The organism is Streptosporangium sp. NPDC020145 (assembly GCF_040631275.1).
Lineage (GTDB): Bacteria > Actinomycetota > Actinomycetes > Streptosporangiales > Streptosporangiaceae > Streptosporangium.
Map to the genome: position 1 here is coordinate 64,321 of NZ_JBEXZT010000028.1, position 26,609 is coordinate 90,929.

Here is a 26,609-nt window from a genome sequence, read left to right on the forward strand (position 1 = left end):
CGATGCCGACGTCCACTGCCATCACCCGGACCGTCTGCCCCATGCTGACGACGAGATCATCGCGCGGGCTTCTCGCCGTTCCACGCCCGTCTGCGACCTATGGGGGCGGGGAAGGCCGCCCGTCATGCCGGTTTAGCGGGAGACCGACCAGTAGTAGTTGGGGCTGTAGCCGTCGTCGGCCAGGACGACGAACTCGTTCGGCCCGGCGCCGTAGACGGGTCTGATGGCGTTTCTGGTGATGGAGGAGACGAACTTGACGGTGCGCCAGTCGCCCTCGCGGTCGGGCTCGGCCCGCCACAGGAACTCGTTCGTGCTGCTGCAGTCCTTGCTGACCACGCTGGGCAGGCCGTCGACGATGCGGCCGGGCGCGGCGCACAGGTTGGACTTGGCGTTGCGCATGCGGAACCAGAGATAACCGCCCCGCACCTGGCCTTCCTCGAAGAACCACTCGTTGGCCGGCGGGGTCACGCCCGCGGTCCAGGCGAGCACGTAGCAGTTGACGCAGCCCGGGGCGGAGTAGCCCTCGTGGATGAGATAGCCGTTGGTCCTGACGTTCTGGACGACGTGACGGCGCTCGTCGTCGACGAACGGCGGGGAGACGACAGGCGAGGGTGTGGCCTCTGCGACGGGGGCCTGGGCGGGCCGGGCGGCGGATGCGGCGTCGGCCGGCGCGGTGACGAGCAACGCGCTGGCGAGCGCGAGCATCGACAACACCGCCGGCAGAACCAGCTTGGCGGTCGAGTACGGCGACTTCATGGGTTTCCTTTCACGGTTGGGCCGGCAAAACAGGGGCGGCCCGCGAGGGCCGCTGTGGGCCGGGTGGGTCGCGGGCAGGGCCGAACCAGGTGGCGGTCGTGTCCTCATCCGTCCGGAGCGGGAGCGCCCTTCGGGAGGCGGGGAGTCAGGACGCCTGCGGGGAGGTGGGGCCCTCGTTGCCGATCCAGGTGACGTACCAGCCGTAGCGTTCGGCGTCGGCCGGGCTCAGCGGCCCGCCGTCGGTCCAGCGCACGTAGACGCGAAAGCCGGTGGGAGTGGCGTCGTAGATGCCGGTGGCACCGCTGAGCAGCCACTGCGATCCGCCGGTGCTGCTGATCGAGGCCACGTAGACCGGGGTGGCGGCGAACTCGGCGTCGCCGGTGTCCACCTGCAGGGTGATGGTCGTGTCGGTGTAGACCTGCCAGCCCTGGCCGGGCTCGGTGCGGCCGGAGACGGTGTGACCGCACGTCTCGGGGCAGGAAGGCGGGAACGGGGCGCAGCCTCCTCCGCAACCGCCGCCGTGACCACCGCTGTGGCGGGGCGGGCAGGGCTGTGGCGGCAGCGCGCAGACGACGAGTGTGCTGGTGGTGACCGGGTGGTCGGGCGGGGTCTCGTTGGCGGTGGCCGCGGCGGTGTTGCGGATCGCGCCGGGCCTGGTCACCACGGCCTTGAGCTCCAGGCGCGCGCCGGCGTTCTCATCCAGCGTGCCGACGTTCCAGACACCGCTCGCCGGGTCGTAGCCGCCGGTGCCGGTGCCTCCGGTGGCGTGCGCGGACAGGTAGGTCAGGTGCCTGGGCAGTCTGTCGGTGACCTTCACGCCGGTGGCCTGGCCGGGGCCGTGGTTGGTGACGAGCAGGTGGAAGGTTACGACCTCCCCCACACCGACCTGGGTGCGGTCGGCCGCCTTGGTCAGGCCGAGGTCGACAGGCCTCCGCACGGGGGTGGTGACCGCGTTGGAGACGGCGTCCCTGTGCTCGACGGGGTTCTCCAGGGTGTTGTCGTAGGTCGCCTTGGCCTGGTTCTCGATCAGGTGGCCGCCGGCCGTCCGCTCGATCCTCACCTGGAACTGGACGGTGGTGGAGACCGGCCTGCCGTCGGTGGAGGGGTCCAGCCGGCCGCCCGCGTCGGCGGTGGCGCCCTCGCCGAGGCGGAAGGTCACCGTGCGCGAGACCGGATCGTAGGAGGCGCGCTCGTCGCTGCCGGCGCCGGGGCCGTTCACGATGCGCGGTGAGCCGGGCACCAGGCTGGTGCCCGGCGGGACGGCGTCGGTCAGGACGAGGTTGTCGGCGGGCGAGCCGCCCTCGTTGACGGCGGTGACCTCGTAGGTGACGGTGTCGCCGATCTTCAGCTCGCCGTCGGGTGCGGCCTTCTTGGTCAGCACCACACACGGTGCGGTGCCGAAGACGATGTCGTCCAGGAAGTTGCCGACGCTGGGGCTGCCTCCGGCGGAGCGGATGGCGACGAACCCGAACCGGGTGTGGTCCTGACCCGCGGGGACGGTGTAGACGCCGCTGTGCGTGCCCCACGCGCCGGTGCCGTCCTCCAGGTTCTGGGGGTTGTTGTTGGGGACGAGCCGGGCGCCCTGCGCCGGGACCGGGCCGATGTGGACCTGCATGACGTCGTTGCCGCTGCGGCCGCGGTGGCGCAGCCTCCAGTACAGCTTCTGGCCGGGTGTGGTGGGCAGGTCCTGGTACAGCATGGACGCCGAGTTGGCGTTCAGCTCGACGAACTGGGTTCCCTCCGCCGACGGGACACCGTAGGTGGAGGAGTTGGAGGGCCAGAACTCGATCTGGTTCCTGCTGTCGTTGGTCTGCCAGCCGGGTACCTGGCCGGCGTCGAGGAAGGTGACGTTGTCTCGGTTCGGTACCTGAGGCTGCTCGAAACCGCCGTTGGTCAGCACGACGCGTTTGGGGCATCCGCCGGGAGGGGGGTTCTGTGGCAAGGCCATAGGGATCCTTTCCTGCCGGTTGTCGCGGTACGGCCGGAGGGCCGACCGCACCCTACGGTTGCCATTTGTAATCGACCCATTACCGAACGTTAAGTTGGATTGCGGTTACCCCCACGCCACCGTTACAGCACGGATGAAACCCCACTCTGAGGGCCACGCACGCCTTTGAACGGCACAAATGCGGTCGGACAACCACCGGTCACTGCGGAGTCCCGCGACTCCTGCACCGTGGTGGCGTCCCGGTTGGAAACGCGCCGCCGGAACAGCGCGGGTCAGACCCGGCCTCGTTGGTCTCACGGCCGAAGCCATGGACCGGCACCCCGGCAAGGAGGACGCGACGGTGCCGCAGGGACGGTTCCATGGCCCGGCCGGCGGTGACCGAGCGCAAGGCACCGACCCGGTGATCGCGGTCTATGATCCCCGCATGGCCGCACCGAGACTTCGAGCATCCGATGCGAGCGGGCGTGTGCTGGACGATCCAACCGACACCGAGGTGCACGACCTTTTCGCGGACCTGAACGCACGCTGGATGTTCGCGATCGTGGAAAGGCTGGATCGCGAGCCGGCGGGCCAGTTCTACTTCCAGGTTCACCTTGATTACGCGGGTGGCCAGAACCCGGATGCCGACGAGGAGGTTGACGTCGACTATGACGTCGAATTCCGGGAGGGCGGTCCGGATGAGCATTACCGTGCCAGGATTACCGGCCTGTACGGCTTCGCCGGGCTGGATCTCGTGCACAGGGTGTATCGCGCGTGGCGGACCGAAGACCCTGGGTTGAGGGATCTGCTGTCGTGGAGATCGCTGAAGTTCGAGAGCCGAGCTGATACGGCTCAGGGCTCCTGAGGCTACGGCGAACGGTGACCTGTCACCTCGACCGCCGCCAACACCGCCTTCACCAGGGGAAACACACCCTCGCAGCTTGAAACGCGGTGTCTCAACGCGGGTTGCCCACCCGGTGGTCGACACCGCGACGCCCGGCCATGAAATGCGGTGGTTGTGTGCCGCTGCCCGGCCTAGGGTGCGGGCATGTCCTATGTGCTCCACGGTGTTGTCGGTGATTTCGACCATCTCCGCTCTTTGTCGGGCGATGTGCCGCGGGCGGTGGTGGCGCCTCTCCGGCAACGCCTGGGGCTGCTACCGGTGACTGACGAGATTTTCAACGAGCTGACCGACGCGCGACGGGAGAGCGGGCCGTTCACGCTCATGTCGCCGGAGTTCACCGAAAGGCTCAGGGGCTGGTCACGCGGCGGCCGTATCGCTTATGTGGAAGCGGATTTCTGGGGCGGTAACGGCAGCCAGGCCGCTGCCCTGTGGGAGAACGGTCGGCAGAGCTGGGGCCCCGGGTACGCGTCGATCCGGGTCGGACCGCCACATGAGGACCGGCCGATCAACGCCGTGCTCGCCCGCCTCGGAGCGATCGGAGCAGGTGCGCTGGACCTGTTCGACACGGTCGGCTTTGGGTGGGAACGCGACATGGAAGGGTGGTGCCGGGCGGGCCTGGACGCCCTGGAGGCCGCCGACTACGACGTGTGGGAGGCCGCGTGCCGTGCCAAGGAAGAGGCCGACGCCCGCACCGCCGCCGAACGGGACAGGCACACCAGGCGTGACGACGCCCCCGTCGTCCTCGACGGCAGAACGGTGATGCGGACGCTCGGCATCCCGCCTTCCCCGATGGTGGGGGCCGCGATCCGGCATCTCCAGGAGGTCCACCTGGAACGTGGTTCCCTCACCCGCGACGAGGCCACCGCCGAGCTGCACCGCTGGGCCCAGAGCTTCCGAAGCACTCGATGAGTCGCGAACCGCCGGGGTATGACACGCGGTGAACGTGGTGGCACCGACGTTCGAGACGGAATCACCCGATTGGGGTCGCGCGTCCACGCTGGAGGACCGGGAGGCGGACGGGTAAGGAGACATCGTGATCAGTGGCCATGACGTGATCCCCAGTCACAACATCTTGTTCATCACGCTCGATTCGCTTCGCTTCGACACGGCGCGTTCCGTTCTTCATGCCGGTCGGAGCCCGAACCTGGCGCGGATCCTGCCGGGCGGTAACTGGGAAGAGCGCCGGACCCTCGGGACCTACACCTTCCCGGCGCACATGTCGTTCTTCGCGGGCTGGCTCCCCACTCCCGCACGCCCCGGCCGGCCTCCGCGACTTCTGGCCTGCCGCTCCCCGAACGGCGCCACCATCGGTGAACGCACCTACGTCTTCGACGCGCCCGACATCGTCTCCGGCCTGGCCGGCCTCGGTTACCGCACCGTGTGCATCGGAGGTGTGGAGTTCTTCTCCCATCTGACACCACTGGGAAGTGTGCTTCCCGCGCTCTTCCAGGAGAGTCACTGGCATCGCCGGATGAGCGCCGATGAGCCGGACTCCACCCGCCACCAGGTGGATGTCGCCCTGCGGATCCTGGACGGCCACCTCAAGGATCGGCGCCTGTTGCTGTTCCTCAACGTCTCCGCCACGCACATGCCCACGCACTTCTACCTGCCGGGGCAGTCACAGGACTCGTGGGAAAGCCAGTGCGCCGCGCTGGCCTACGCCGACGCCGAACTCGGGCGCCTGTTCGACGCGCTGCCGTCCCTCGGTCCCTGGCTCGGTCTCATCTGCGCCGATCATGGGGAGGCCTACGGCGAGGACGGCTGGACCGGCCACTCGATCTCCCACCCGACCGTGTGGGCCGTGCCGTACGCCGAGACCGTCATCCCCGCCGCGACACGCTGACGGAGCCGTCGCACGACGCTGCGGCCGGGAGATCCTTGCCGAACCGTCCGGCCGGACGTGAGCCGTCGTGGGGTCGCCCGCCGATGAGCACCACGGCGGGCGAAACGGACGGCACGCCACATGGGTGGGCGCCCGGCTCCTGCCCCATCCGCTGGACGGCGGGCGGAGGGCGGGTGGTGAACCAGCGGCGGGTGTGTCAGCCGCCGATCGCGACGCGGAGGATGCGGTCGTCTCCCGGGCCGGGGGTGCCGCGGCCGTCGGTGTTGTTGGTCAGCACCCACAGCGACCCGTCGGGGGCGACGACGGCGTCACGGAGGCGTCCGTACCGGCCGGCGAGGTGCTGGGTGGAGGTGGAGAGCCGGTCGAGCGGGATCTGCCGGAGGAGCCTGCCGCGCAGGTTGGCCAGGTAGATCGTCCCGTTCGTGATGGCCATGCCGCTGGGGCTCGCCTCGGCCGGTGGCCACTGCTGGACCGGGTCGGTGAAGCCGTCCCGGCCGGCGATGCCTTCGACTTCGGGCCAGCCGTAGTTGCCGCCTGGCCGGATGACGTTGAGCTCGTCCCAGGTGTCCTGTCCGAACTCGCTGGCGTACAGGGTGCCGCCGCTGTCCCAGGCGATGCCCTGGGGGTTGCGGTGGCCGAAGCTGTAGACCAGGGAGCCCGCGAACGGGTTGTCCGGGGGAACCTTCCCCTCCGGCGTCATCCGCAGGATCTTGCCCGCGAGCGTGTTCTTGTCCTGGGCTGCGGGGCGGTCGCCGGCGTCCCCGACGGTGGCGTACAGCATTCCGTCGGGTCCGAACGCGATCCGGCCGCCGTTGTGATAGCTCGCCGACGGCAACCTGTCGAGCACGGTGGAGGAGCGTCCGAGGCCGAGCCTGCCGGGGGTGCCGGTGAGCTCGAACCGCTCGATCCGGTTCCCGTCGTTCGCGGTGTAGTAGGCGTACAGGAAACCGTTGCGGACAGCGATGCCGAGGAGACCGCCTTCGCCCATCGGGGTGACCGCCTCGATGACGCCGACCTGACGGACGGCTCCCCGCTCGCCGATCTCGACGACGCGGGCGGTGTCCCGCCCGCTGACCAGGGCCGTCCGGCCGTGGAAGGCGATGGACCAGGGGGCGTCCAGGCCGTCGGCGATCGTGGTGACCGGGGCGAGCGGGGTGGCGGACGCGGCCCGCGCGGAGGAGAGGGCGGCGCGTGCGGCACCCTGGTCCGGCGCGCACGCGGTCAGCGTGGCCGACGCGATCAAAGCGAGTGCGGGAGCGGCCAACCGTAGGAGCAACGTTCTCGTGGTCATGAGCATGTCCGTCGAATCCGAGAGAGCCGGTGGTTTCGAGCTTACGCCGCAGGTAGCCGGTCTTCTCTCCGCCGCTGAACTCCTCCAGGGTCAGAGCGAAACAGGAAGTCGTGGATGGGTGGCGTTACCGGCGCCGATGACCATGTCCACGGAGACTCCGCGGCGTGGAGAGGCGGACGACGCCGCCCTCGGCCTGGTGGGCCGGGGCCGCGCGAGAGGTGTCCGTCACAGGTGACGAAGGCGCGTGGGTCGTGCTCCGGCCAGGCCTCACAAGCCAGGAAGGAGATCCTCATGCGTGGCGTGGTCCTGCACGATCCCGGTGACGTCCGTGTTGACGAGCGGCCGGATCCGGTGATCGTGGAGCCCACCGATGCGATCACCCGGGTGACGGCGGCGTGCGTGTGCGGCTCCGACCTGTGGCCCTACCGCGGGGCCGAGAAGCTCGACGGGCCGGTCCCGATGGGCCACGAGTACGTCCGGGCCTCAGCGGTGACCCGATGAAGGACTTCCTGTACGGCGACGCCCGCGTAGCAGTCGGTCACCGAGCAGGACCGCGCAGGACCCGACGGTCAGCAGCCCGCCGGCGAGGAAGGTGCCCCGTACCTCGGCGAGCGGCAGGACCAGTGCCCCTATCGCGGCTCCCGCCGCGATGCCGGCGTTGTAGGCACCGGAGTTCGCCGCGAGAGCGATGTCCGTACGGCCCGGCGCGCAGTACAGCATCGCGTTCTGCGTGGTCATGAAAACCGGCCCGAGCGCACCGCCCATCAGCACCAGGAACACCACCGCCGCCACCTGATGGGCACCGAAGACGTACAGGCCGAGCATGCCCACCGCCTGCGTGGCCACGGCGGCGGCCAGCGCGGACTGCGGAAAACGGTCCAGAAACGTCCCGGTGATGCTCACCCCGGCCAGACACGCGACACCGAAACCCACGAACAGGACGCTGACCGTGCTCGGGGAGAACCCGCTCACGTCTCCCAGGAAGGTCACGATGTAGGTGTATCCCGTGAACGCGCCGGTGGCGGACAAGGCCCCGGCCGTCAGCACCGTCCCGAACCGCCGTGCGTCGGGACCGGTGCCGTAGGCGGCGGGTTCCTCTTCCGGGCGCGAGGTCGGTAGCAGCACGGCGATCGTGACCAGGGAGACAAGCCCCAGGGCCGCCAGCAGGGCGATGGGCACCTGCCAACCGCTCTGCTGGCCCAGACGGGTCCCAGCGGGAACACCGAGCACGAGGGCGAGCGAACCGGCGACGGACAGTGCCCCGATCACACGCCCCCGGACCTCGGGCGCGAACAGGCCAACCGCGACCGGCCCCATCACGGCCCAGAACAGCGCCTGGGCGAGCGCGGTCAGCAGCCGTGCCACGAGGAGCTGCCAATAGGAGGTGGCCAGCGCCGCGACGAGGCTGGACACCACGAGCGCGGCCAGCAACCCCGTGAGCACGTGGCGTCGGGGCACTGCCCGCACGACGTGGGCGATCGGCACCGACGCGATGGCCACCATCGCGCCGTAACCGGTGACCAGGAGGCCGACCGCGGACAGGGACACCCGTAGATCGTCGGAGATGAGCTCCAGGAGACCGACCGGCAGGTTCTCCGCGGTGTTGAAAGTGAGGGCGGCCAGCATCAGAGCCCCGAGCACCGCAAGCCTGTGCCATGGAGCCGGTTGTCGCGTGGCGGTCCCGCCTCTTCCCGCTCTCGCCCATCGTGCCTGCTCAGTGACACCGTCCATGCGGCTACCCCACCAAGCCCATCGGTCCCGCCGCAACCGGGATTCATCCGCGGAAAGCGCTGCCGCGCCGTCAGACGCAACACCAGCGCGTGCCCGGCGAGTAATCGGCCGGGATCTTCGGGAAGGAGGATGACGGGCCTCCTGCTGGGCATGCCCATTCGGGGATTCGGTGCCGGGAGAGGGGAAGGACGCATGCGAGACGGCTCTGGCGGGGGAAACGGCGGTCGCGGCCGGTGGATCGTCGTCGAGAAGGCCGCGACGCACAACCTGCGTGAGGTGTGCGTGGAGATCCCCAAGGAGGCGCTGACGGTCTTCACGGGCGTGTCGGGCTCCGGAAAGTCGTCGCTGGCCCTGGACACGGTCGCGGCCGAGGCGCAGCGGCTGGTCAACGACTCCTACCCGTCTTTCGTGCGCAACCGGCTGCCGCACACCGCCCAGCCGGACGTGCAGCGGATCGACGGCCTGACCTTCACCGTCCTGATCGACCAGCGCCGCTTCACCGGGAACGCGCGTTCCACGGTGGCGACGGCGACCGACATCGCCCCGCTGCTGCGGTTGATCTTCTCGCGGATCGGCGAGCCGTCTGCGGGATACTCGCCCGCCTACTCCTTCAACGACCCGAGCGGGATGTGCCCGGACTGCGACGGGCTCGGCGTGGTCCAGGACGTCGACCTCGACGCGCTGCTCGACCTGGACAGCTCCATCGACCAGGGGCCGGTACGGTTCCCCGCCTTCCGGCCGGGCACCTACCGGTGGAAGCGTTTCGCCTACAGCGGCCTCTTCGACAGGTCCAAGCCGCTGCGGGACTACACGGAACAGGAGATGCGGGACTTCCTGTTCGCCGACCAGATGAAGCTGCCCGCCCCTGATCCGCGTTTCCCCAAGACGGCGAGGTTCGACGGCGTCGTGACGCGGATGCGCGACGTCTACATCCGCAACCCGCCCCGGTCGAAGTCGAAGGAGACCGAGGAGGCGATGCACCGGGTGATCACCACCCGGACGTGTCCCCTGTGCGGGGGCGCGCGCCTGAACCAGGCCGCCCTGGCGAGCCTGGTCGACGGGCGTTCCATCGCGGACTGGACGGCACTGCCGGTGGACCGGCTCCACGACCTCCTCGCCGACCTGAGCGACCACCGGGTCGCCCCCGCCCTGTCGGAGGCCCGCAGGCGGTTGGAGGCGCTGCGGTCGGTCGGGCTCGGCTACCTCACCCTGGACAGGGTCTCCTCGACGCTGTCGGGCGGGGAGGCGCAGCGGATCAAGATCATCCGTTATCTCGGCAGTCCGCTGAGCTCGGTGACCTACGTCTTCGACGAGCCGAGCAGTGGTCTGCACCCGCACGACGTCCGGCGGCTGACCGAGCTTCTTCTCCGGCTTCGTGACGCCGCGAACACGGTACTGGTGGTCGAACACCATCCGCAGGTCATCGCGCTCGCCGACCACGTCGTCGACCTCGGGCCGGGAGCAGGGCGCCAGGGCGGCCGGATCCTGTTCGAGGGGACGGCCACCGATCTGCTGCGCGCCGACACACCGACCGCGCGGGCCCTGCGCGAACCGCTGACGCCGCGCGCCACGACCCGCCCCGCCCACGGGCACGTCATGATCCGGGACGCGCGCGCCCACAACCTCCAGGGCTTCGACGTCGGTATTCCGCTACGGCTGCTCACCACCGTCACCGGCGTGGCCGGATCGGGAAAGAGTTCCCTGGTCACGGGTGAACTGCCCAGACAGCACCAGGACTTCGTCGTGGTCGGGCAGGAGCCTCTGCAGGGTGGCGGGCGGTCAACGCCGCTGAGCCAGCTCGGCCTGGCCGAACGGGTCCGCAGGATCTTCGCCGCCGAGTCCGGGCTCGCTCCCGCGTGGTACAGCTTCAACTCCAAGGGCGCCTGCCCGGTGTGCCGGGGCCGTGGGTTCATCACCACCGAGCTGGCCTTCCTCGACGACGTCTTCACCCCCTGCGACGTCTGTGAGGGGTCGCGGTTCAATCCCCGTGCCCTGGCCACACGTGTCAACGGGGCGACCATCGCCGACGTCCTCGCCTCTCCTCCCGCCACGCTCATCGAGCTGTTCGCCGGACACGCCGACATCGTCGCCAGGCTCGGGTGGATGGACCGTGTCGGCCTGGGCTACCTCACCGTCGGGCAGCCCATGGACACCATGTCCGGCGGGGAGAAACAGCGGCTGCTGCTCGCCAAGCACCTTGGAGACGTCGGCCGGGGACGCGGCCAGCGCATCGTCCTGGACGAGCCGACGACCGGGCTGCACGGCACCGATGTGGACCGGCTGCTCGTCCTCTTCGACGAACTGGTCGACGACGGCGCCACACTCGTCGTCGTCGAGCACGACCTGCGGGTCGTCGCCCACGCGGACCACGTCATCGACATCGGTCCTGACGCCGGTGACGCGGGTGGTCGTGTGGTCTTCCAGGGGACTCCGGCCGATCTGGCGGCCGATCCCGGCTCGTTCACCGGCCAGGCCCTCGCGCAGGCGTTCCGCCCTCCGGCTCCCCTCGGGCGGCGGGTGGCCGCCACGCGGTGATCCGCCGGACATAACCGGTGAAGCGCTTCGCCGTACGGTTCCAGGAGACAGAGGGAGGCGGCCCCGGTTCCGTGGACGAGACCGGGGCCGCCTCCCTCTGGTCGACGGATCGTCATACCGCAGGCCCTGCCGGTGACCGGCGGGAACGAGGAGCGGATCGCTTTCCCCAGGACCGTCGCCTCCTGCCCTGGAGAGGCCCCGGAGGTCACATCGGCGGCTGGGCGAGTTTGGCGGCCACGGCGTCGAGAACCCAGTCAAGGCCGGTGGAGAAGGACGTCTCGGCGTCCACCTCCGTGCCGTCGTACACGATCTTGGTCAGCATCGGGAAGCGGCCCGTGTCCAGCATCCTGCGCACATGCGGGCCGTAGGCGCGCTGCCAGTCCTGGTCGGACAGGCCCGTGGCGCGTTCGGCCCGCAGGTTCGCGATCTCGCGTCTGATCGCACCGGTGACGTAGGCGTTGACGGTCTCCGCGGCGCGCATGACGGTGCCGAGGTCGGCGAGGCCGTCGAGAGCGGACAGGGCGGCCTCACCCACGGCGAAGCCGTTCGGGCCCAGGGTCGGACGGCCGCCGAGCAGGTCGGCCAGCCACTCGTGACGGAGGGCGGCCTGCCTGGTGCGGTGGGCGTGGCCGCGCAGCGCCTCCCGCCAGCCACCGGGCCGCCCGTCGGGGAGGATCTCGGCGTAGACCTCGTCCACCATGAGGTCGAACAACTCCTCCTTGGTGGAGATGTAGCCGTACAGCCGCATCGGGCCGACGTCCAGCCGGGCGGCGACCTTGCGCAGCGACATCGCCTCCAGCCCGCCCTCGTCGGCCAGCGCGATGGCGGCGGCGACGATCCGCGCCCGGTCGAGCGGCACAGGACGAGCCGACGGCTCCGGACGATCCCACACAGTCATGGCTACATCGTACTGTCGCGATACGGCGTAAGAATGAAATACAGTGTATCGACATGAGACATCGTATCGCCGTTGTCGGGGCCGGGCCCGCCGGGCTCACCTTCGCCCGCGTCCTGTACCGCCACGGTCACCCCGTCACCGTCCTCGAACGCGACCCCTCCCCCGGCGCCCGCCCTCCGGGCGGCGCACTGGACCTGCACAAGGGGCTGGGCCAGCTCGCCCTGAGCAAGGCGGGGCTGCTGGCGGAGTTCCAGGCGCTGTCCCGTCCCGAGGGGCAGGCCATGCGCATCCTGGACACGGACGGGACCGTCCTGCGCGACTGGCGGCCAGGCCCGGACGACCGGGCCAATCCCGAGATCGACCGCGGGCAGCTCCGTGACCTGCTGCTCGGCCCTCTCGACGTTCGGTGGGGGCGAGGCGTGACAGAGGTGGTGCCGGGGACCCCGGGCGGGACACTGGTCCGTTTCGCGGACGGGCGGCAGGAGACGTTCGACCTCGTGGTCGGCGCGGACGGCGCCTGGTCCCGGGTCCGCCCCGCGGTCTCCCCCGCCACGCCGCACTACACCGGCGTCACCGCGATCGAGACCTCTCTGGACGACGTCGACACCCGCCACCCCGACCTCGCCCGGCTGGTCGGAGACGGTTCCGTGGCCGTGTACGGCGTGAACCGCTCCCTCGTCGCCCAGCGCAACAGCGGCGGCCACGTCAAGGTCTACGTCCAGACCCGCGCACCGCTGGACTGGCACACGAACCTGGATCCGGCCGACGTCGAAGCGGTGCGATCAACCCTGCTGGCCCTGTTCGACGGCTGGACCGCCCCCGTTCTCGACCTCCTCCGCCACGGCACCGCCTTCATCCCCCGCCCCCTCCACGTCCTGCCCGTGTCCCACACCTGGGACCACGTCCCCGGGGTGACGCTTCTGGGCGATGCCGCCCACCTGATGCCGCCCTTGGGGGCGGGTGCGAACCTCGCGATGCTGGAAGGCGCCGAGCTCGCCGAGTCCGTGGCCGCCGCCTCCGGAGATCTGGACGAGGTCGTCCGTGCCTTCGAGGATCAGATGTGGGAGCGGGCCGGCAGGTGGGCGAAGATCACGACGGCCGGGCTGGAACGTCTCGTGAGCCAGGACCCCACCCGGGCACTTGCCCTCTTCGACGAGGTCCAGCCGTCTTGAAGCCTCCGCCGCGGACCCGGAACAGGCCCGTTGGCAAGGACCACTCCGCCAGCCGCCGACCGGCTAGCTGAGCAGACCCCGCCGGTAGCCCTCACCGACGGCGGCGGCGCGGTCGCGGACGCCGAGTTTGTCGTAGATGTGCAGCAGGTGCGTCTTGATGCTGGCTTCGCTGATGAAGAGCCTGGCGGCCGCCTGGCGGTTGGAGGCGCCGTCGGCGACAAGGGCGAGGACCTGGAGCTCGCGGTCGGTGAGAGCGGCCTTGACCGGTTTGCGTACCTGGCCCATCAGGCGTCCGGTGACGGAGGGAGACAGGACCGGCTCACCGGCGGCCGCGGCGCGGACGGCGCGCAGGAGTTCGTCGGTGGGGGCGTCCTTGAGGAGGTAGCCGGTGGCGCCGGCTGCGATGGCGGGCAGGACGTCGGAGTCGGCATCGAAGGTGGTCAGGACGAGGGTCTTGATGTGGGGGTGGGAGCGGCGCAGGGCGGCGATGGCGGTGACGCCGTCCATTTCGGGCATGCGCAGGTCCATGAGGACGATGTCGACCTCAAGCGCGGCGGCACGCTCCACACCTTCGCGGCCGTTTGCGGCTTCACCGGCGACGTGGATGTCGGGCTCGGCTTCGAAGGCGGCCCGCAGGCCGTCACGGACGATGGGGTGGTCGTCGACGATGAGGAGGCGGATCACCGGGGGGTTCCTTGGAGTGCGGGGACGGTGGCGCTGACGGCGGTGCCCTCGCCGGGCGTGCTCTCGATTTCGAGGGAGCCGCCGACGCCGCGCAGACGTTGCCGCATGCTGCTGAGGCCGAATCCTCTGCCGCCGGAGTCGCGGATGCCGGTGCCGTCATCGCGGATGTCGAGCAGGACGACGGCGCCGGCGTAGGAGAGGGTCAGGCCGGCGCGGGTGGCGCCCGCGTGCTTGGCGACGTTGGTGAGGGCCTCCTGGGCGACGCGGAAGAGGGTGACCTCGATGGCGGGGCTGAGCGGGATACGGTCGCCTGTGACCTCGACGTGCAGGTCGACGCCGGTGGACCGCGCCCAGTTACGCGCCAGGGTGGTCATCGCCTCGGGCAGGTGGGCGTCGTCGAGTTGGTGGGGCTGGAGGGCGGCGACGGAACGGCGGGCCTCGGTGAGGCTCTCGCGGGCCAGGTCGAGGGCGAGCGCCACGTGGGTTTCCGCGTCCTCGACGCGCTGGGCGGCGCGCAGCTGGGTGATGATGCCGGTCAGGCCCTGGGCGAGGGTGTCGTGGATCTCGCGGGCCATGCGCTGGCGTTCGTCGAGGATGCCCGCCTCATGGGCCTGGGCGAGGAGTTGGGCGTGCAGGTCGGCGTTCTCCTCCAGGGCGGTCTGCAGGTCGCTGACCGCCTTCCGGTATGCGCGCTGGCGGTCCTCGATCTTGATTCCGGCGATGGAGCCGCCGCCGATGGCGACGGTCTGCACGACGATGATCGCCAGGTAGAAGGCGACGAGCTGGATGGTGGCCTGCGACCAGTCGAGCGTCGAGCCGTACAGGACGAAGGAAGTGGCCGCGACGGCGGCGAAAGTCCACTTGGAGGGGGCGAGGTGGGCGGCCAGGAAGAAGCCGGATGTGCAGTAGATGATGAAGATGGGGTCGTGGAAGGCCAGCAGTGCCGCGGTGGCCAGGACACCGAGGAAGTGCGCGGTGACCGCCACCCGTCGCCCGCGCACGGCGGCGGGCAGGAGGGTGCGGGAGCCGAGGATCCAGGCCAGGGCCAGGGCGGTGAGCGCGAGGGTGCGCAGGACCCCGCCCGGGGGCTGCGCAGGGGAGGCCAGGCTGATGACCAGGGAGGTGGCGAGGGTGAGGTAAGGGACGATCTCGACGATGCGCTCGAAGCGCCGTTCCCAGACGGAAGGCGGGAAGGGGTCGTTCATCCGGGGCCTACCCTCCCCTTTCGCCTGGGAGTCGACGTGGACGAGCTTAGACGCATCGGGATGAGGATGGCGTAACCGTACATCAGCAGCCCAATCGCGATCATGAAGATGATGGTCGGCCACTGCCAGATCGGCGGGAGGTACAGGGCCAGGAACCAGACGCGCTCCTCGACACCCAGGATCTTCATGACCAGGGGGGCCAGGCCCTGGGGGAACAGGGGAAGCCAGGCGATGAGGTAGCTGATCGTGACGCCGATGCGGTGGTGGATGGGAAGGTCGGCGGTGGTGGGCTTGGCGGGTTCGGGGGGCGGACCGTACTTCATGAGGTTGAGCAGTTCGATCCCGTGGCTCTCCAGTCTGCGGTAGGCGATCCTGCCCAGACCCCAGGCGCTGAGGACTCCTGTCAGCACGCCGGTGGCGACGCCGGCCCAGGGGTTGAGGAGGATGACACCGGCCGTGGGCAGGGCGGTGGCGGGGACCGCGAGGAGCACGAGCCAGGCGAGGCTGGTCTCGGCGGTCTCGTCGGCGCCGGTGCTGAGCGGGTTGCCGCCGCGCTTGTGCGGGTCGGTACCGGGGACGAGCGAGGTGACGGCGAGCAGGACGATGACCCCGGCGCCGCCACCGAGCAGGGCGGGCAGCAGTCCCAGGACCCACGGCCAGGCCCAGGTCAGGCCGCTGACGAGGGCGCCTGCCAGGGAGAGAACGAGCGCGGCCGGGCCGACGATGACCAACCAGGCCAGCTGGCGGCCGCGGACGTCGGCGCGTTCGGCTCCGGGGGTCATGAGGGTGAGCCACAGGGCGGTGCCGTCGGAGCCGTACAGGTTGGCCGAGGTGGCGGCTCCCATCACGATCGCGACGAGACCCGTGAACGGGACCATGACCCAGGCGCCGATGGTCACGAGCAGCAGGGGCGTGACGACGGCGTAGGACAGGGCGGTGGCCAGGAGCTGGATGCGGACCAGGTCACGCCACCAGGCGCGCAGCTCCTTCGCGGCCGCGATCCGGGCGCCGGTCGCCATGGGAAGCGGACGCGGGGTGCCCCGGCGGGGTGGCACTCCGCCCCGCGCGGCCGAGACGACGCGGCGCGCGAGCAGGCCGGACCAGGCGGTCAGGAGGAGGGCGATCACGGCGGCGTCGGTCGCGAGGATGGCCAGGGCGAGAGGCCAGGGGGCCTCGACGGCGGCCACGCCCCATCCCGACGGCAGGGCGCGGACGAAGAGCCGCGACCACGCGGCGGTGTCGGCGCCGCCCAGCGCCGCCACCAGTGCCCAGCCGTTGCTGCACAGGGCGACGGCGGTTCCGGTCACCACGCCGACGGCTGCCGCGGTGACGCGGGATCTGACGAACAGGCCGATCAGGGCCACGATCACACGGGAGATCATCACCATCGTGACGAGCGTGCCGACCGCCGCCGCGAGGCCGATGAGCACACCTGCCGGGCCGAAGCGCCAGCCGTACACCGGCAGCGACATCAGGGCGACGAGATTGACCGCCGGTGCGGGGCCGGCGAAGGCTCCGGCGAGCAGCGCCGTCGCGATCCGGCCCGGCGGGGCCGGGAGCATGGAGAAGTACTCGGGGCGCAGGGCCTCACTGCCACCCCCGATGAAGATGGGGCCGAAGATCCAGCCGGACAGCCAGACCGCCAGCACGACCGGCAGGTGGACGGGCCACAGGACGGCGACGGCGATCGTCCCGAAGGCCAGGATCAGCCCGAGCGAGACGCCGGTGTAGAGGTTGGAGGCGTTGTCGCCGCGGAGGGAGTTGCGCATGATCGCCAGCCGCATGCGGATCATGTGCCGTGCCGACGCGGCCGGGCCGGGGGTCAGGAGGTGAGCCACGTCAGCCCCTCCGTCCCTCCGGTGCGGGCGCCCACGAGGTCGACGAAGGCGTCCTCCAGGGATCCGGCGCCGCGGACGTCGGCCAGCGGCCCGGCGGCCACGACGCGGCCGTCGGAGATGACTCCCACGTGGTCGCAGAGCTGCTCGACGAGGGCCATGACGTGGCTGGAGATGATCACCGAGCCGCCGCTGTCCGCGAACCTGCGCAGGATGGCCCTGATCGTGGCCGCGGAGACGGGGTCGACGGCCTCGAAGGGCTCGTCCAGGACGAGCAGGCGGGGCGCGTGCAGGAGGGCGACGGCCAGGCCGATCTTCTTGCGCATGCCGGTGGAGTACTCGATGACCAGGGTCCGCTCGGCGGAGTCGAGTTCGAGGACCTGGAGGAGTTCGTCGGTGCGCTCGGCGACGACGGCGGGCGGCAGGCCGCGCAGCAGGCCGAGGTAGGTGAGGACTTCGCGGCCGGTGAGCCGTTCCGGCATGGCGTTGCCGTCGGGCAGCACGCCGATCAGTCCCTTGGCCCGGACGGTGTCACGCCAGACGTCGACGCCGAAGATCTCGGCGCTGCCGGAGTCGGGGCGGAGCAGGCCGACGGCCATGGCCAGGGTGGTGGTCTTGCCCGCTCCGTTGGGGCCGACCAGGCCGTAGAAGGATCCGGCGGGGACGGTGAGGTGGATGTCGTCGACGGCCAGGTGGCCACCGAAGGCTTTGCGGAGTCCGGTGGTGCGGAGGGCGGCATCCCGGTTCGTTGGCATGCCTTGAGAATCGCGCGGGGGCGGGAGCGGCGGATCGTCCGTACGGGGAGCGGGGTGGTGGATCACGGCATCAACCGATCGGTTGATACGGGCGGCCGGGGCCGTGGTCGTCGAACGATTCGGATTTGACCCTGACGCCGCGTCAGGCTCCACGATGAACGCATGGCCGACTACTACGACGCATTCGAGATCAGCCCTGTCCCTCCGCCCGGGCCCGACGCGACGCCACCTGAGATCTACCGGGGCATCTACGGCATGCCGATGTTCGTCACCGTGCCGACGTCGGATCTGGCCGCGTCCGTGGACTTCTGGACCCGCGGGCTCGGCTTCATCGACCTGTTCACGATTCCCGGCCAGGTCACGCACCTTCGGCGGTGGGCGTTCCAGGATGTCCTGCTTGTCCCGACCGGTGCCCCGCAGACCCCTTCGACGGTGAGCGTCAGCTTCTCCTGTGTGCTGAGCCAGCTCGACGGGATCGCGCAGGCGTGCACCACGCTGGTGCCCGGATGCACGACCGGACCACGACAGACGCCGTGGAACACCGTGGATCTGGAGGTCGTCACGCCGGAGAACGCCCGGGTGATCCTGACCGCGGCCCGTCTCCTCGAACTCGACAGCGACGAGGCGCGCAACCTTGAGGCGATGGGCATCCCCCTCCCGAAGGAGGGAAATCGCGCAGGTCAGACGCGCATGACAGACTCGTCGGTGTGACCGACAGAGCGATGGGCGATGCCGCGGAGTCCGACGGGCTGACCGTCGGGGCCGCGGCGTCGCACGCGGGAGTCACCGTCCGCACCCTCCATCACTGGGACGCTATCGGGCTGGTCCGCCCGTCCGGACGGACCGCAGGCGGTTACCGGCTCTACTCGGCGGCCGACGTCGCACGTGTGCACCGGGTGCTCATCTACCGCGAGCTCGGCCTGCCCCTCGACGACATCGGTGAGCTTCTCGACGCTCCGGCGGTCGACATGACCGTGCCGCTGAGACAACAGCGCGCCCAGCTCCTCGATCGCATCTCCCGTCTGCAGTCGATGGTCGACGCGGTCGATCGCATGATCGAAGCCGCGAACGCCGGCATCCTGCTCTCCGCGGAGGAACAGGTCGCGATCTTCGGGCAGCGCTGGGATCCGGCGTGGGCCGAGGGCGCGCGTGACCGGTGGGGCGAAACACCTCAATGGGCGCAGTACGCCGAGCGCGCCGCGGGCATGACCCCCGAGGACTGGCGGCGGATCGCTGACAGCGTCGCGACGCTCGAAAACGACCTGGCGGCGGCCAAGCGCGCCGGGGTCAGACCCGGCAGCGCCGAAGCCAACGCCCTGGCCGAACGGCACAGGGCGTCCATCGGCGCGTACTTCGACTGCACCCTTCCGATGCACGTCTGCCTGGGCAGGAGCCACGCCGCCGACCCTGGCTTCAGGGCCTACTACGACGCGATCGAGCCGGGCCTGACCTTCTGGCTCCGTGACATCATCGACGCCAACGCCCGCGATCGAGGCATCGACCCGGATTCGGCGACCTGGACCTGACACGTCATGCCTGCGGCGTGCCCGCCGGGCGTTCGGCGGGCGTCGTCGCGGCGGCGCCGTGCCGGTGCCGCGGGCCGAGAAGACGCAGCATGTCCAGCGCCTCGGAGCCGCCGGGCGTCGGGGTGAACACCCGCAGCCGCTGGTCCGCCGCGGGCGTCGCCAGCACCTCGCAGTCGAGCTCGATCACGCCGAGTTCGGGATGCATGATCCGGTACGGGTGCGACCTGCGCACCGCGACCTCGTGCCGGTCCCAGAGGGCCGTGAACTCGGTGCTGGCCGTACGGAGCCGTGTGACGAGCTCGCGGGACGCCACGTCGTCCCCGCGGCGGGTCACCGTGGCGCGCAGGTCGGCGACCAGTTGCCTGGCCTGTTCCTCGTGTTCCTCGGGCGCGAAGTAACCGCGCACGTCCGGCTCGGTGAACCAGCGCAGCACGATGTTGCGGTTCTCCGGGGCCACCGTGCACACGCATCCGAACAACGCCTGCGCCATGTCGTTCTGCGCCAGCAGGTCACCCAGGTCGCTCAGGACCTGGACCGGAACGCTGTCCAGCCGGTCGAGCAGGTACAGCAGGCTTGGCCGCAGGTACTCCCCCGCCCGTGCCCCCTCCGGCGGCCGGTGCCCGGCGAGCAGGTACAGATGGTCCCGCTCGTCGATGGTCAGCCGCAGCGCGCGCGTCAGCGCGGCCAGCATCTGGACCGAGGGCTGCGTGCTCCTGGCCTGCTCAAGCCGCATGTAGTAGTCGGCCGACATCCCGGCGAGCGCCGCGACCTCCTCACGGCGCAGCCCCGGCGTGCGCCGCCTCGGCCCCTCGACCAGCCCGACCTCCCCCGGGGTCAGCCGTCCCCGGGACCGGCGCAGGAAATCGGCGAGATCGTCGCGATGCATCCCCATGCCGGTAGTGATACCACCGTTCCGCCGAGGGCGGTCACACCGCCGGGAGCCCGACCGCGTTTGAGGCGTCGGCCTCGAAGTACTCGGTGGTGGCGAAGGGGCCCACATGCTCTTCGAGGAAGCTCCTGACACCGTCGACCGAGTCGTGGACGATGACGTTCACCGCCCTGTCGCCATCGGCGCTCGCCACCGCCAGCGTCCATCCCGCCCCCCTGGGCAGCAGGCCGTACGCCTTCTTCAGGGAGTTCCAGAAGCCCTCGCTGTCGGAGATCGTGGAAACGGTCATGACGTGCACTGTGGCACTCTCCTTGTTCGTTCTCGGATGCACCCGGCAGTTGATGTGGAGGTACCGCGCGGCCCCGTCTTCGAAGTCGTAGATCGCGACGGTCTGCGGGTCCTCCAGCGGGTCACCGGAAGGCATCAGGAAATGTGTCTCGCTGATCGGGAGAAGCTCGTATTCGAGCCGTTCCGGCCTGTTGAGGAGTTTCGCCTCCATGGGGTTCAGGGTGAGCCCGAGGTGGAGTCTCCCGTCTTCGGCCACCACCTCGTAGCGGGTGCCGGGCCGCCCGTAGGAGCCTTCGTACCTGGACAGGTCGAGGGCCGGGACCGGGGCGGGCTTCGGCAGGTCGGGGATCGTGACCGTGCCGAGGTCGGCGAGGATCTCGTTGAACACCCCCCGGTAGAAGCTGTCGCGCGGCCCGGCGTTCGTCAGCATCGTGATGGCGATGTTCGACTCCGGCAGGATCCGCAGGCGGGCGCTCTGGCTGACCGCGCTGCCGTCGTGGGCGTAGACGGTTTGGCCGTGCCAGTCGCACACGATGAGACCGAGCGCCCATTCCGGCCCGAACATGTACGGGTCGGGTACGGCGACCCGGGATTCCGTCATCTCGCGGATGATCTCGGGTGAGACGATCCTGGTCCCGTCCGGTGCCTTTCCCTCGTTGAGGAAGACGGAGGCCATCATGAGCGTTTCCCTGGCCGTCGTGCTGATGTTGCCTCCGGGGCCGAAGGAGCGCGGCAGGTGGCCCAGCGGTGAGAGGACGGGGCCCTCGTCGAGGGACCGGATCAGATATCCGGTCGCGGCCCGGTTCCGGTCGACGTGCTCATGCCTGCTGCTCGTCGAGGTCAATCCCAGGGGACCGAACAGGCGGTCCCTCATGATGTCGTCCCACCGCCTGCCGTCGACCACCTCCATGACGCGGGCGAGGATCGCGTAGCCGAGGGCCGCGCTGTAGCCGTGGGTGTGACCCAGGGGGTGGACCTGTGACGCGCCGGCGATGTTCTCCACCATGCGCTCGTACACGTCGTCCCCCTCCCCCGGATCTCCGTAGCTCTCCTCGATGCCGTTGGTGTGGTTGAGGAGGTGACGGGGGGTGACCCTGGCACCGACCTCGGGGTCGGCGACCCGGAAACCCGGGAGGTAGGTCCGCACCGGCTCGTCCAGGGAGACCCTTCCCTCGTCGACGAACCGCATGAAGGCGAGGGCGGTCCATGTCTTGGACACCGAGCCGCACCGGTAGACGGTGTCGGTCGTCGCGGGCTCTCCCGTGGAGACGTCCCTGACGCCGACCGCGAAGTCGGTGATCTCCCCGTCGCTGAGGACGCCGATCACGGCGCTCGGGATCCGGTACTCCGCGAGCAGTCCGGCGACGTGAGCCCGTATCCGGGGCACGTCCAACGCTCTCGTCACAAAGGGCTCCAATCTTTTCCAGATGCGGAAAGGCTACGTTGCGTTTCAAAACTCGTCAACGAATAAACCTTAACAATGCGCATTTTCGCTGGGATTTCGTGAAAATCGTTGCAATGACATTGTTGATAAATGCAATCCATGCCGATCGTTCGTTGCAATGTATTGTTGGTGAACGCACCCGTGAACCCGAACCGACAGGGGCGAGCCGATGCCCGGAGACAGGCTGACCCACGAGGACCGCCGGCGGATCGCGACCTGGCTGGCCGAGGGGCTGGGATACGCCGAGATCGCCAGACGGCTGGGCAGGCCCACCTCCACGATCAGCCGCGAGGTGGCACGCAACAGCGCGCCCGGTGGCTATCTGGCCGACCGTGCGCAGCAGGCCACCGGACAGCGGGCCCGCCGTCGCAGACCGGTCCAGGCCGCGTGTCCACCGGCCGGCGAGCGGTCGGCCGAGTCCGTGCACGGTTTCGTGGAGCGGCTCGCGGCCCCGCTGGTCGGGGTCGGCCTTCCCCGGATGGCCGCCCGCGTGTTCGCCTGCCTGCTCACCTCCGGCTCAGGAGACCTGACGTCCGCCGAACTCGTACGCGGGCTGCGGGTCAGCCCCGCCTCGGTGTCCAAGGCCGTCGGTTACCTTGAGGCGATCGAGCTGGTCGGGCGTACCCGGGACTCGGGGCGCCGTGAACGGTACGTCGTCGACGACGACGTCTGGCTCCGGGCGTTCAGGGCCGACACCGGGGCGCACGCCGAGGTCGCGACGGAGGCTCGGCGCGGGATCGAGATCTTCGGCGCCGACACGCCCACCGGCGCCCGGCTGGGCCGGATGGCTCAGTTCTTCACCTGGATCAGCGAGCAGATGAACGGCAGTGATCTCACCGACGCCGACGTCCGTGACGCGCTGACGGTGGTCTCCGCGCTGGTGTACGCCGCCCGGCCACTCACCGTGAACGAACTCGCCGCAGCACTGGGCTGGCCCGTACGGCGGGCGGCCGGCGCCCTGGACGCGATCGGCCGCCGTCCGGTCCTCGCCGACCCGTTCGTCGTGGAACGGGCCGGGAGCGGCGCGTTCGCCGCCGCCCCCAGGCCGGACCGCCTGAGCCCGGCGCAACGCGACGCCCTGCTCGAAGGCGTGGCGGCACCTCGGAAAACGCCTCGGTAGGCTCGGGGGAATCCTGGTTCGGACACGGTGGTACGGAGGCCTTGAATGATGCGATCGGAGCGGGGTCCGAGGCGGCTGTACGGCATCATGCTCGCGCTGGCCGCGGTGGTCGCGCTCCTGGACCAGCTCACCAAGTTCTGGGCGGTCTCCGCACTGTCCGAGACTGAGCGTGTCCCCGTGTTCCCCCCGCTGATCCACTTCCGGCTGCTGTACAACCCCGGCGCCGCCTTCTCCCTGGGAGAGAACGCCACGTGGGTGTTCGCCCTGGTCGCGGCGGCCGCGGTGGGCGGCATTCTCTACACCGCCCGCCGCGTGGCCTCCCCAGGCTGGGCGCTCGTGCTGGGCGCGCTGCTCGGTGGCGCGGTGTCCCACCTGGGCGACCGGCTCCTCCGTGAGCCCGGCTTCGCCCGCGGGCACGTCGTGGACTTCATCGACTACGGCCCGTTCGTGGGCAACGTCGCCGACATCGCGCTCACCTGCGGAGGCGCCGCGCTGGTACTGCTCAGCCTTCGCGGCGTTCCCTTCGCCAAGGAGACGGGCGAAGAGCCCGCCTGACCCGCACCCGTGCCGCCGCGTCCCACCGTGGGCGGTGCGCCGGTTCACGGGACCGGGCTACGGCCCCGGCGGCGTCGTGGAGCGGATTCCGTCGAGGGCGAGCAGGAGCAGGCGGTCGGTCGCGGCGGCCGCGTCGGCGTGCCGCTCGGTCGCCGCCGAGATGGCGTTGACGAGGGTGAGCAGGTCGTCGATGGACACCTCAGGGCGTACGGCTCCCGCCAGCCGGGCCCGGGTCAGCAACTCCTCACCGGCGCCGCTGATCTTCCTGTGGCAGGTCACGTTCCGTTCCCGGTGTTCGAGCTCGTGGGCGCTCAGCAGCAGTGACGGGGCGAGCCCGCGCACGTTGGCGGCGTAGGTGCCAATGGCCCTGAGCCAGGTGACGAGCGCGGCCCCGGGGTCCGGCTCCGCGGCCAGCTCGCGAGCCTGGGAGCACAGCGTCTCGACGCGGTCGAGGAACACCGTCTCCAGCAGCGCCAGGCGGGAGGGGAAGTGCCGGTGCAGCGTCGCCGAACCGACCCCGGCCTGCCTGGCGATCTCCTCCAGCGAGGCGTCGACGCCGTCCCTGGCGATGGCGATCTGGGCCGCGGCCAGGATCCGGTCGCGGTTGCGCCGCGCGTCCGCGCGCTTCGGCCGTTCTTCCCTGGTCTCCCGCACCGTGTCTCCTGCCGCTTGCCAAGTGGGGTGGTCCCCCATATCTTACCCTGAGAACTGAAAACGGGGTGTCACCCCACTTATTGGTGGAGGCCTGTCATGCCTGATCCAGTGCTCGTCACCGGTGCGACCGGCAAGCAGGGCGGCGCGGTCGCGCGAGCCCTCCTCGCCGCGGGAACACCCGTGCGGGTCCTTCTCAGAGATCCGGAGTCCGAGCCGGCCAGGGCCGTCTTGGCGCTCGGCGCCGAACCGGTGCTCGGAGACCTCGACGATCCCGCGTCCCTGACGGCCGCGGTGACCGGTGTCCGCGGAGTGTTCTCGGTGCAGCTCCCGGACCTCACCAACCTCATGTCCGACGGCGAGGCCGTCCGCGGCCGCAACCTGGTCGAGGCCGCCAGAGCGGCCGGTGTGGCGCAGTTCGTGCACACCTCGGTCTCCGGAGCCGGAGACGAGGTCCGGGCCGTGCCCGGCTGGACGCCCGACGAGTGGAGCCGCCACTACTGGGCGAGCAAGGCCCACGTGGACGACCTCGTACGCACCGCGGGATTCCCCCACTGGACGATCCTGAAGCCCGCGACCTTCATGGAGAACCTGCTCGGCCGGTCCTACATGTTCGGCGACTGGGCGGAACAGGGATTCGTGACGGCGTTCGCGAAGGACACGAGACTGTCACTGGTGGCGGTTCCGGACATCGGCGCGGCGGCCGCCGCCGCCTTCGCCGACCCGGCGAGGTTCACCGGCGCCGACGTCGAGCTCGCCGGCGACCTCCTGACGATGACCGAGATCGCCGAGGTCCTGTCCGGAGTGCTGGGCCGTACGGTCGAGGCTCCCGTCCTGTCCGCCGAGCAGGCCGTCGCGCGGGGGCTTCCGCCCATGATGGTCAACATGCAGCAACAGATGAACGTCCTCGGCCAGGCGGCCCACCCGGAGCACGCGCACGCGTTCGGGCTGACCATGACCGGCTTCGCCGCCTGGGCCCGCGACGCCTTCGGTGGGGCACATTCGTCCTGACCCGGGGGCGATGAGGGTCTCGTCGGCACCTGAGGGCCCGCTGTATCGTCGTGATCGGGTTACACGTCTGGAGGTGATCGCGGTGCATCCGGTCTTGTGACGGCCCCATCCCGGGGCGTCGCGGAGCCGAAAGGTGACCGTATGAGCAAGACTGACAAGACCCGGCCCTGGTGGGTGCGGATGGCCGAGACGCCGATGGTGACCTGCCTGCCCGTGCACGACCACCGGTTCGGGCCGTGCACGCTGCCGGATGAGATCACCGCCGACGGCGTCTCCCAGAGCATCCGCACGACCGGCTGTTACTGGGGTGCCCCCGCCGGTCTCTGGTTCGGTCACACCGGCAGAGGCGGATACCGGGAGTGGCACTACTTCCTGCGCCAGGAGCGCCGGCGTGACCGCCGCCGGGCACGCCGCGAACTGCGCGCCTATCTCGACGACTGAAGGCCCTCCCGGCGCGGCGGAGCGGGATGCCTTCCCCCCGGAACCCCCAGGAGGCTGGGTATGAGCACGGGCACTCCCGAAGGACGCGCCGGCCGATGAGCCGGCCGGTGTGGCTGCTCGACGTCGACGGTGTGATCAACGTCGCCCGGCCCGGTTGGGGAGGTATCCCGCGCAGAGGGGTCGCCCACTCCGGTGGCCACGCCTATCGCATGCGCTGGGCGCCCGCTCTGATCGACCGTGTCCGCGCGTTGCACCGGACGGGCACGGTCGAGATCCGCTGGTGCAGCACCTTTCCAGCACCGCCGCGGCGGAGGCCAAACTCGCCGCGGCACGCCAGGTCCTGGCGCGAGGGTGGCGGCTCGTCTGGACCGACGACGTCGAGGTGCCCACCGGCGGTCCGGTGCATGACGAGTTGACCAAAGACGGCCGGGCCCTGTTGATCGCGCCGTCGCCCCGCGAGGGTCTGCGGCCCGACCACATGGACGCGATCGAGGGCTTCGTCGCCACTCGGGGTGCCGGCTCCGGAGGCGGGCGGCCCGGACCAGAGGGTGTCTGATAATTCGGCGTCTCGGAGCCAGAGCACGAGCGAGGCGATGGTGACGCCTGCCAGATAGCGGCTGGCCGGCTTGTCGAAGCGGGTGGCGATCGCGCGCCATTGCTTGAGTTCGCCGATGCAGCGTTCGACCAGGTTGCGCTGCTTGTGGGCCAGGGCGTCGAAGGCGTGCGGGCGGCCTCCCAGGTTGCCCCGGCGCTTGTGGTTGGCGATCTGATCGCGGCGTTCGGGGATGACCGCTTTGATGCCGCGCCGGCGTAGGTCGAGCCGGATCTTGCGGGTGGAGTGAGCCCTTGTCGCCGATCATCGTGTCCGGCCGGGTGAGGGGGCGGCCGCCGGCCGGGCGGAGGAACCGCTCCGGCTCCTCAGGTGTGGGATCCGCCACGAAGGCTCCGTACCGGCGGACCTGCTCAGCCGGCAGATACTCCAAAGACACAGTCGGTGACGTTACGAGTTGACTGTGTCGGTGAGAAGCAGCAACACTCTGCGATCTTCGCGACGGTCACGTCCAGCGAAGTGGTGTATGAGCTGACCTTCGCGTGATCCTGTTTCTGCAGGTTAAGCGGTAAGTGTCTGCGGTAGCGGATTATGGGCC

General features: G+C 70.2%; 24 protein-coding genes and 2 pseudogenes. 13 read left to right on the forward strand and 13 right to left on the reverse strand.

Annotated elements, in window-relative coordinates; translation table 11 throughout:
- Nucleotides 1-132: 132 nt before the first annotated feature.
- Together ABZ463_RS34455 and ABZ463_RS34460 are read right to left on the reverse strand one after the other, a co-directional pair.
- Nucleotides 133-756, reverse strand: coding sequence for a hypothetical protein (locus tag ABZ463_RS34455; protein WP_362782717.1), 624 nt, complete (start codon nt 754-756; stop codon nt 133-135).
- 145 nt (nt 757-901) lie between these two features.
- The gene (locus ABZ463_RS34460; protein ID WP_362782720.1) at nt 902-2,704 is read right to left on the reverse strand and encodes a hypothetical protein; all 1,803 of its coding nucleotides are present in this window, start codon (nt 2,702-2,704) and stop codon (nt 902-904) included.
- A gap of 307 nt (nt 2,705-3,011) precedes the next feature.
- Between ABZ463_RS34460 and ABZ463_RS34465 the strand changes: the two genes are divergently transcribed.
- The 3 genes from ABZ463_RS34465 to ABZ463_RS34475 all read left to right on the forward strand — a co-directional run bounded on the left by ABZ463_RS34465 (nt 3,012) and on the right by ABZ463_RS34475 (nt 5,430).
- Nucleotides 3,012-3,548 carry a hypothetical protein gene (locus tag ABZ463_RS34465; RefSeq protein WP_362782722.1) on the forward strand — a complete coding sequence of 179 codons (537 nt, stop codon included), beginning with the start codon at nt 3,012-3,014 and terminating at the stop codon, nt 3,546-3,548.
- 297 nt (nt 3,549-3,845) lie between these two features.
- Complete coding sequence (locus ABZ463_RS34470) at nt 3,846-4,496, forward strand: hypothetical protein (protein ID WP_362782725.1); 651 nt, start codon at nt 3,846-3,848, stop codon at nt 4,494-4,496.
- Nucleotides 4,497-4,620: 124 nt separating this feature from the next.
- Nucleotides 4,621-5,430, forward strand: a complete 810-nt coding sequence (locus tag ABZ463_RS34475; RefSeq protein ID WP_362782728.1) for an STM4013/SEN3800 family hydrolase — start codon at nt 4,621-4,623, stop codon at nt 5,428-5,430.
- Between the two features lie 196 nt (nt 5,431-5,626).
- Here the strand turns inward: ABZ463_RS34475 and ABZ463_RS34480 are convergent, their stop codons facing one another.
- Nucleotides 5,627-6,721 carry a PQQ-dependent sugar dehydrogenase gene (locus ABZ463_RS34480; RefSeq protein ID WP_362782730.1) on the reverse strand — a complete coding sequence of 365 codons (1,095 nt, stop codon included), beginning with the start codon at nt 6,719-6,721 and terminating at the stop codon, nt 5,627-5,629.
- 291 nt (nt 6,722-7,012) lie between these two features.
- Between ABZ463_RS34480 and ABZ463_RS34485 the strand changes: the two are divergent.
- Nucleotides 7,013-7,198, forward strand: a pseudogene (locus ABZ463_RS34485) (alcohol dehydrogenase catalytic domain-containing protein); the annotation flags it as partial.
- Between the two features lie 6 nt (nt 7,199-7,204).
- Here ABZ463_RS34485 and ABZ463_RS34490 read toward each other — a convergent pair.
- The gene (locus ABZ463_RS34490) at nt 7,205-8,362 is read right to left on the reverse strand and encodes an MFS transporter (RefSeq protein ID WP_362782732.1); all 1,158 of its coding nucleotides are present in this window, start codon (nt 8,360-8,362) and stop codon (nt 7,205-7,207) included.
- A 282-nt stretch (nt 8,363-8,644) separates the two neighbouring features.
- On the opposite strand from ABZ463_RS34490, the gene ABZ463_RS34495 reads away from it, so the two are divergent.
- Nucleotides 8,645-10,987 (forward strand): excinuclease ABC subunit UvrA, encoded by a 2,343-nt coding sequence (locus tag ABZ463_RS34495; protein ID WP_362782735.1) that lies wholly within the window; start codon nt 8,645-8,647, stop codon nt 10,985-10,987.
- 205 nt (nt 10,988-11,192) lie between these two features.
- Here the strand turns inward: ABZ463_RS34495 and ABZ463_RS34500 are convergent, their stop codons facing one another.
- A complete protein-coding gene (locus ABZ463_RS34500; protein ID WP_362782738.1) occupies nt 11,193-11,885 on the reverse strand; it encodes a TetR/AcrR family transcriptional regulator C-terminal domain-containing protein in 693 nt (230 codons plus the stop codon).
- Between the two features lie 53 nt (nt 11,886-11,938).
- Here ABZ463_RS34500 and ABZ463_RS34505 point away from each other — a divergent pair, with 53 nt between their 5' ends.
- Nucleotides 11,939-13,057 (forward strand): NAD(P)/FAD-dependent oxidoreductase, encoded by a 1,119-nt coding sequence (locus ABZ463_RS34505; RefSeq protein ID WP_362782741.1) that lies wholly within the window; start codon nt 11,939-11,941, stop codon nt 13,055-13,057.
- 63 nt (nt 13,058-13,120) lie between these two features.
- On the opposite strand, the gene ABZ463_RS34510 is transcribed toward ABZ463_RS34505, so the two are convergent.
- The 4 genes from ABZ463_RS34510 to ABZ463_RS34525 are packed head-to-tail and all read right to left on the reverse strand — an operon-like array spanning nt 13,121 to nt 17,536.
- Nucleotides 13,121-13,741, reverse strand: a complete 621-nt coding sequence (locus ABZ463_RS34510; protein ID WP_352012290.1) for a response regulator transcription factor — start codon at nt 13,739-13,741, stop codon at nt 13,121-13,123.
- Entirely contained in the window at nt 13,738-14,946 is a 1,209-nt protein-coding gene (locus ABZ463_RS34515) for a sensor histidine kinase (RefSeq protein ID WP_362782744.1), read from the reverse strand. The genes ABZ463_RS34510 and ABZ463_RS34515 overlap by 4 nt, the downstream gene beginning before the upstream one ends.
- Nucleotides 14,943-16,784: a hypothetical protein gene (locus tag ABZ463_RS34520; RefSeq protein ID WP_362782747.1), complete on the reverse strand. Its 1,842-nt coding sequence runs from the start codon at nt 16,782-16,784 to the stop codon at nt 14,943-14,945. The genes ABZ463_RS34515 and ABZ463_RS34520 overlap by 4 nt, the downstream gene beginning before the upstream one ends.
- Entirely contained in the window at nt 16,769-17,536 is a 768-nt protein-coding gene (locus tag ABZ463_RS34525) for an ABC transporter ATP-binding protein (RefSeq protein ID WP_352012287.1), read from the reverse strand. Before ABZ463_RS34525 ends, ABZ463_RS34520 begins: the two co-directional genes overlap by 16 nt.
- 162 nt (nt 17,537-17,698) lie before the next feature.
- On the opposite strand from ABZ463_RS34525, the gene ABZ463_RS34530 reads away from it, so the two are divergent.
- Nucleotides 17,699-18,247 carry a VOC family protein gene (locus ABZ463_RS34530; protein ID WP_352012286.1) on the forward strand — a complete coding sequence of 183 codons (549 nt, stop codon included), beginning with the start codon at nt 17,699-17,701 and terminating at the stop codon, nt 18,245-18,247.
- On the forward strand, nt 18,244-19,062 hold the full coding sequence (locus ABZ463_RS34535; protein WP_362782751.1) for a MerR family transcriptional regulator: 819 nt from the start codon (nt 18,244-18,246) through the stop codon (nt 19,060-19,062). The genes ABZ463_RS34530 and ABZ463_RS34535 overlap by 4 nt, the downstream gene beginning before the upstream one ends.
- A gap of 4 nt (nt 19,063-19,066) precedes the next feature.
- On the opposite strand, the gene ABZ463_RS34540 is transcribed toward ABZ463_RS34535, so the two are convergent.
- Together ABZ463_RS34540 and ABZ463_RS34545 are read right to left on the reverse strand one after the other, a co-directional pair.
- Nucleotides 19,067-19,954, reverse strand: a complete 888-nt coding sequence (locus ABZ463_RS34540; RefSeq protein ID WP_362782754.1) for a helix-turn-helix transcriptional regulator — start codon at nt 19,952-19,954, stop codon at nt 19,067-19,069.
- 34 nt (nt 19,955-19,988) lie between these two features.
- Nucleotides 19,989-21,644, reverse strand: a complete 1,656-nt coding sequence (locus ABZ463_RS34545; protein WP_362782757.1) for a serine hydrolase — start codon at nt 21,642-21,644, stop codon at nt 19,989-19,991.
- 208 nt (nt 21,645-21,852) lie between these two features.
- On the opposite strand from ABZ463_RS34545, the gene ABZ463_RS34550 reads away from it, so the two are divergent.
- A complete protein-coding gene (locus tag ABZ463_RS34550) occupies nt 21,853-22,803 on the forward strand; it encodes a helix-turn-helix domain-containing protein (protein WP_352012282.1) in 951 nt (316 codons plus the stop codon).
- A gap of 45 nt (nt 22,804-22,848) precedes the next feature.
- On the forward strand, nt 22,849-23,358 hold the full coding sequence (locus ABZ463_RS34555; RefSeq protein WP_362782759.1) for a signal peptidase II: 510 nt from the start codon (nt 22,849-22,851) through the stop codon (nt 23,356-23,358).
- A 57-nt stretch (nt 23,359-23,415) separates the two neighbouring features.
- Here the strand turns inward: ABZ463_RS34555 and ABZ463_RS34560 are convergent, their stop codons facing one another.
- A complete protein-coding gene (locus ABZ463_RS34560; RefSeq protein ID WP_352012280.1) occupies nt 23,416-24,012 on the reverse strand; it encodes a TetR/AcrR family transcriptional regulator in 597 nt (198 codons plus the stop codon).
- 96 nt (nt 24,013-24,108) lie between these two features.
- Here ABZ463_RS34560 and ABZ463_RS34565 point away from each other — a divergent pair, with 96 nt between their 5' ends.
- The 3 genes from ABZ463_RS34565 (at nt 24,109) to ABZ463_RS34575 (ending at nt 26,017) form a co-directional block, all read left to right on the forward strand.
- Nucleotides 24,109-25,020 carry an NmrA/HSCARG family protein gene (locus ABZ463_RS34565; protein WP_362782762.1) on the forward strand — a complete coding sequence of 304 codons (912 nt, stop codon included), beginning with the start codon at nt 24,109-24,111 and terminating at the stop codon, nt 25,018-25,020.
- 141 nt (nt 25,021-25,161) lie between these two features.
- Nucleotides 25,162-25,461 carry a hypothetical protein gene (locus ABZ463_RS34570; protein ID WP_362782765.1) on the forward strand — a complete coding sequence of 100 codons (300 nt, stop codon included), beginning with the start codon at nt 25,162-25,164 and terminating at the stop codon, nt 25,459-25,461.
- Between the two features lie 280 nt (nt 25,462-25,741).
- Nucleotides 25,742-26,017, forward strand: coding sequence for a hypothetical protein (locus tag ABZ463_RS34575; protein ID WP_362782768.1), 276 nt, complete (start codon nt 25,742-25,744; stop codon nt 26,015-26,017).
- A 72-nt stretch (nt 26,018-26,089) separates the two neighbouring features.
- Here the strand turns inward: ABZ463_RS34575 and ABZ463_RS34580 are convergent.
- Nucleotides 26,090-26,287, reverse strand: a pseudogene (locus ABZ463_RS34580) (IS5/IS1182 family transposase); the annotation flags it as partial.
- Between the last annotated feature and the right edge of the window lie 322 nt (nt 26,288-26,609).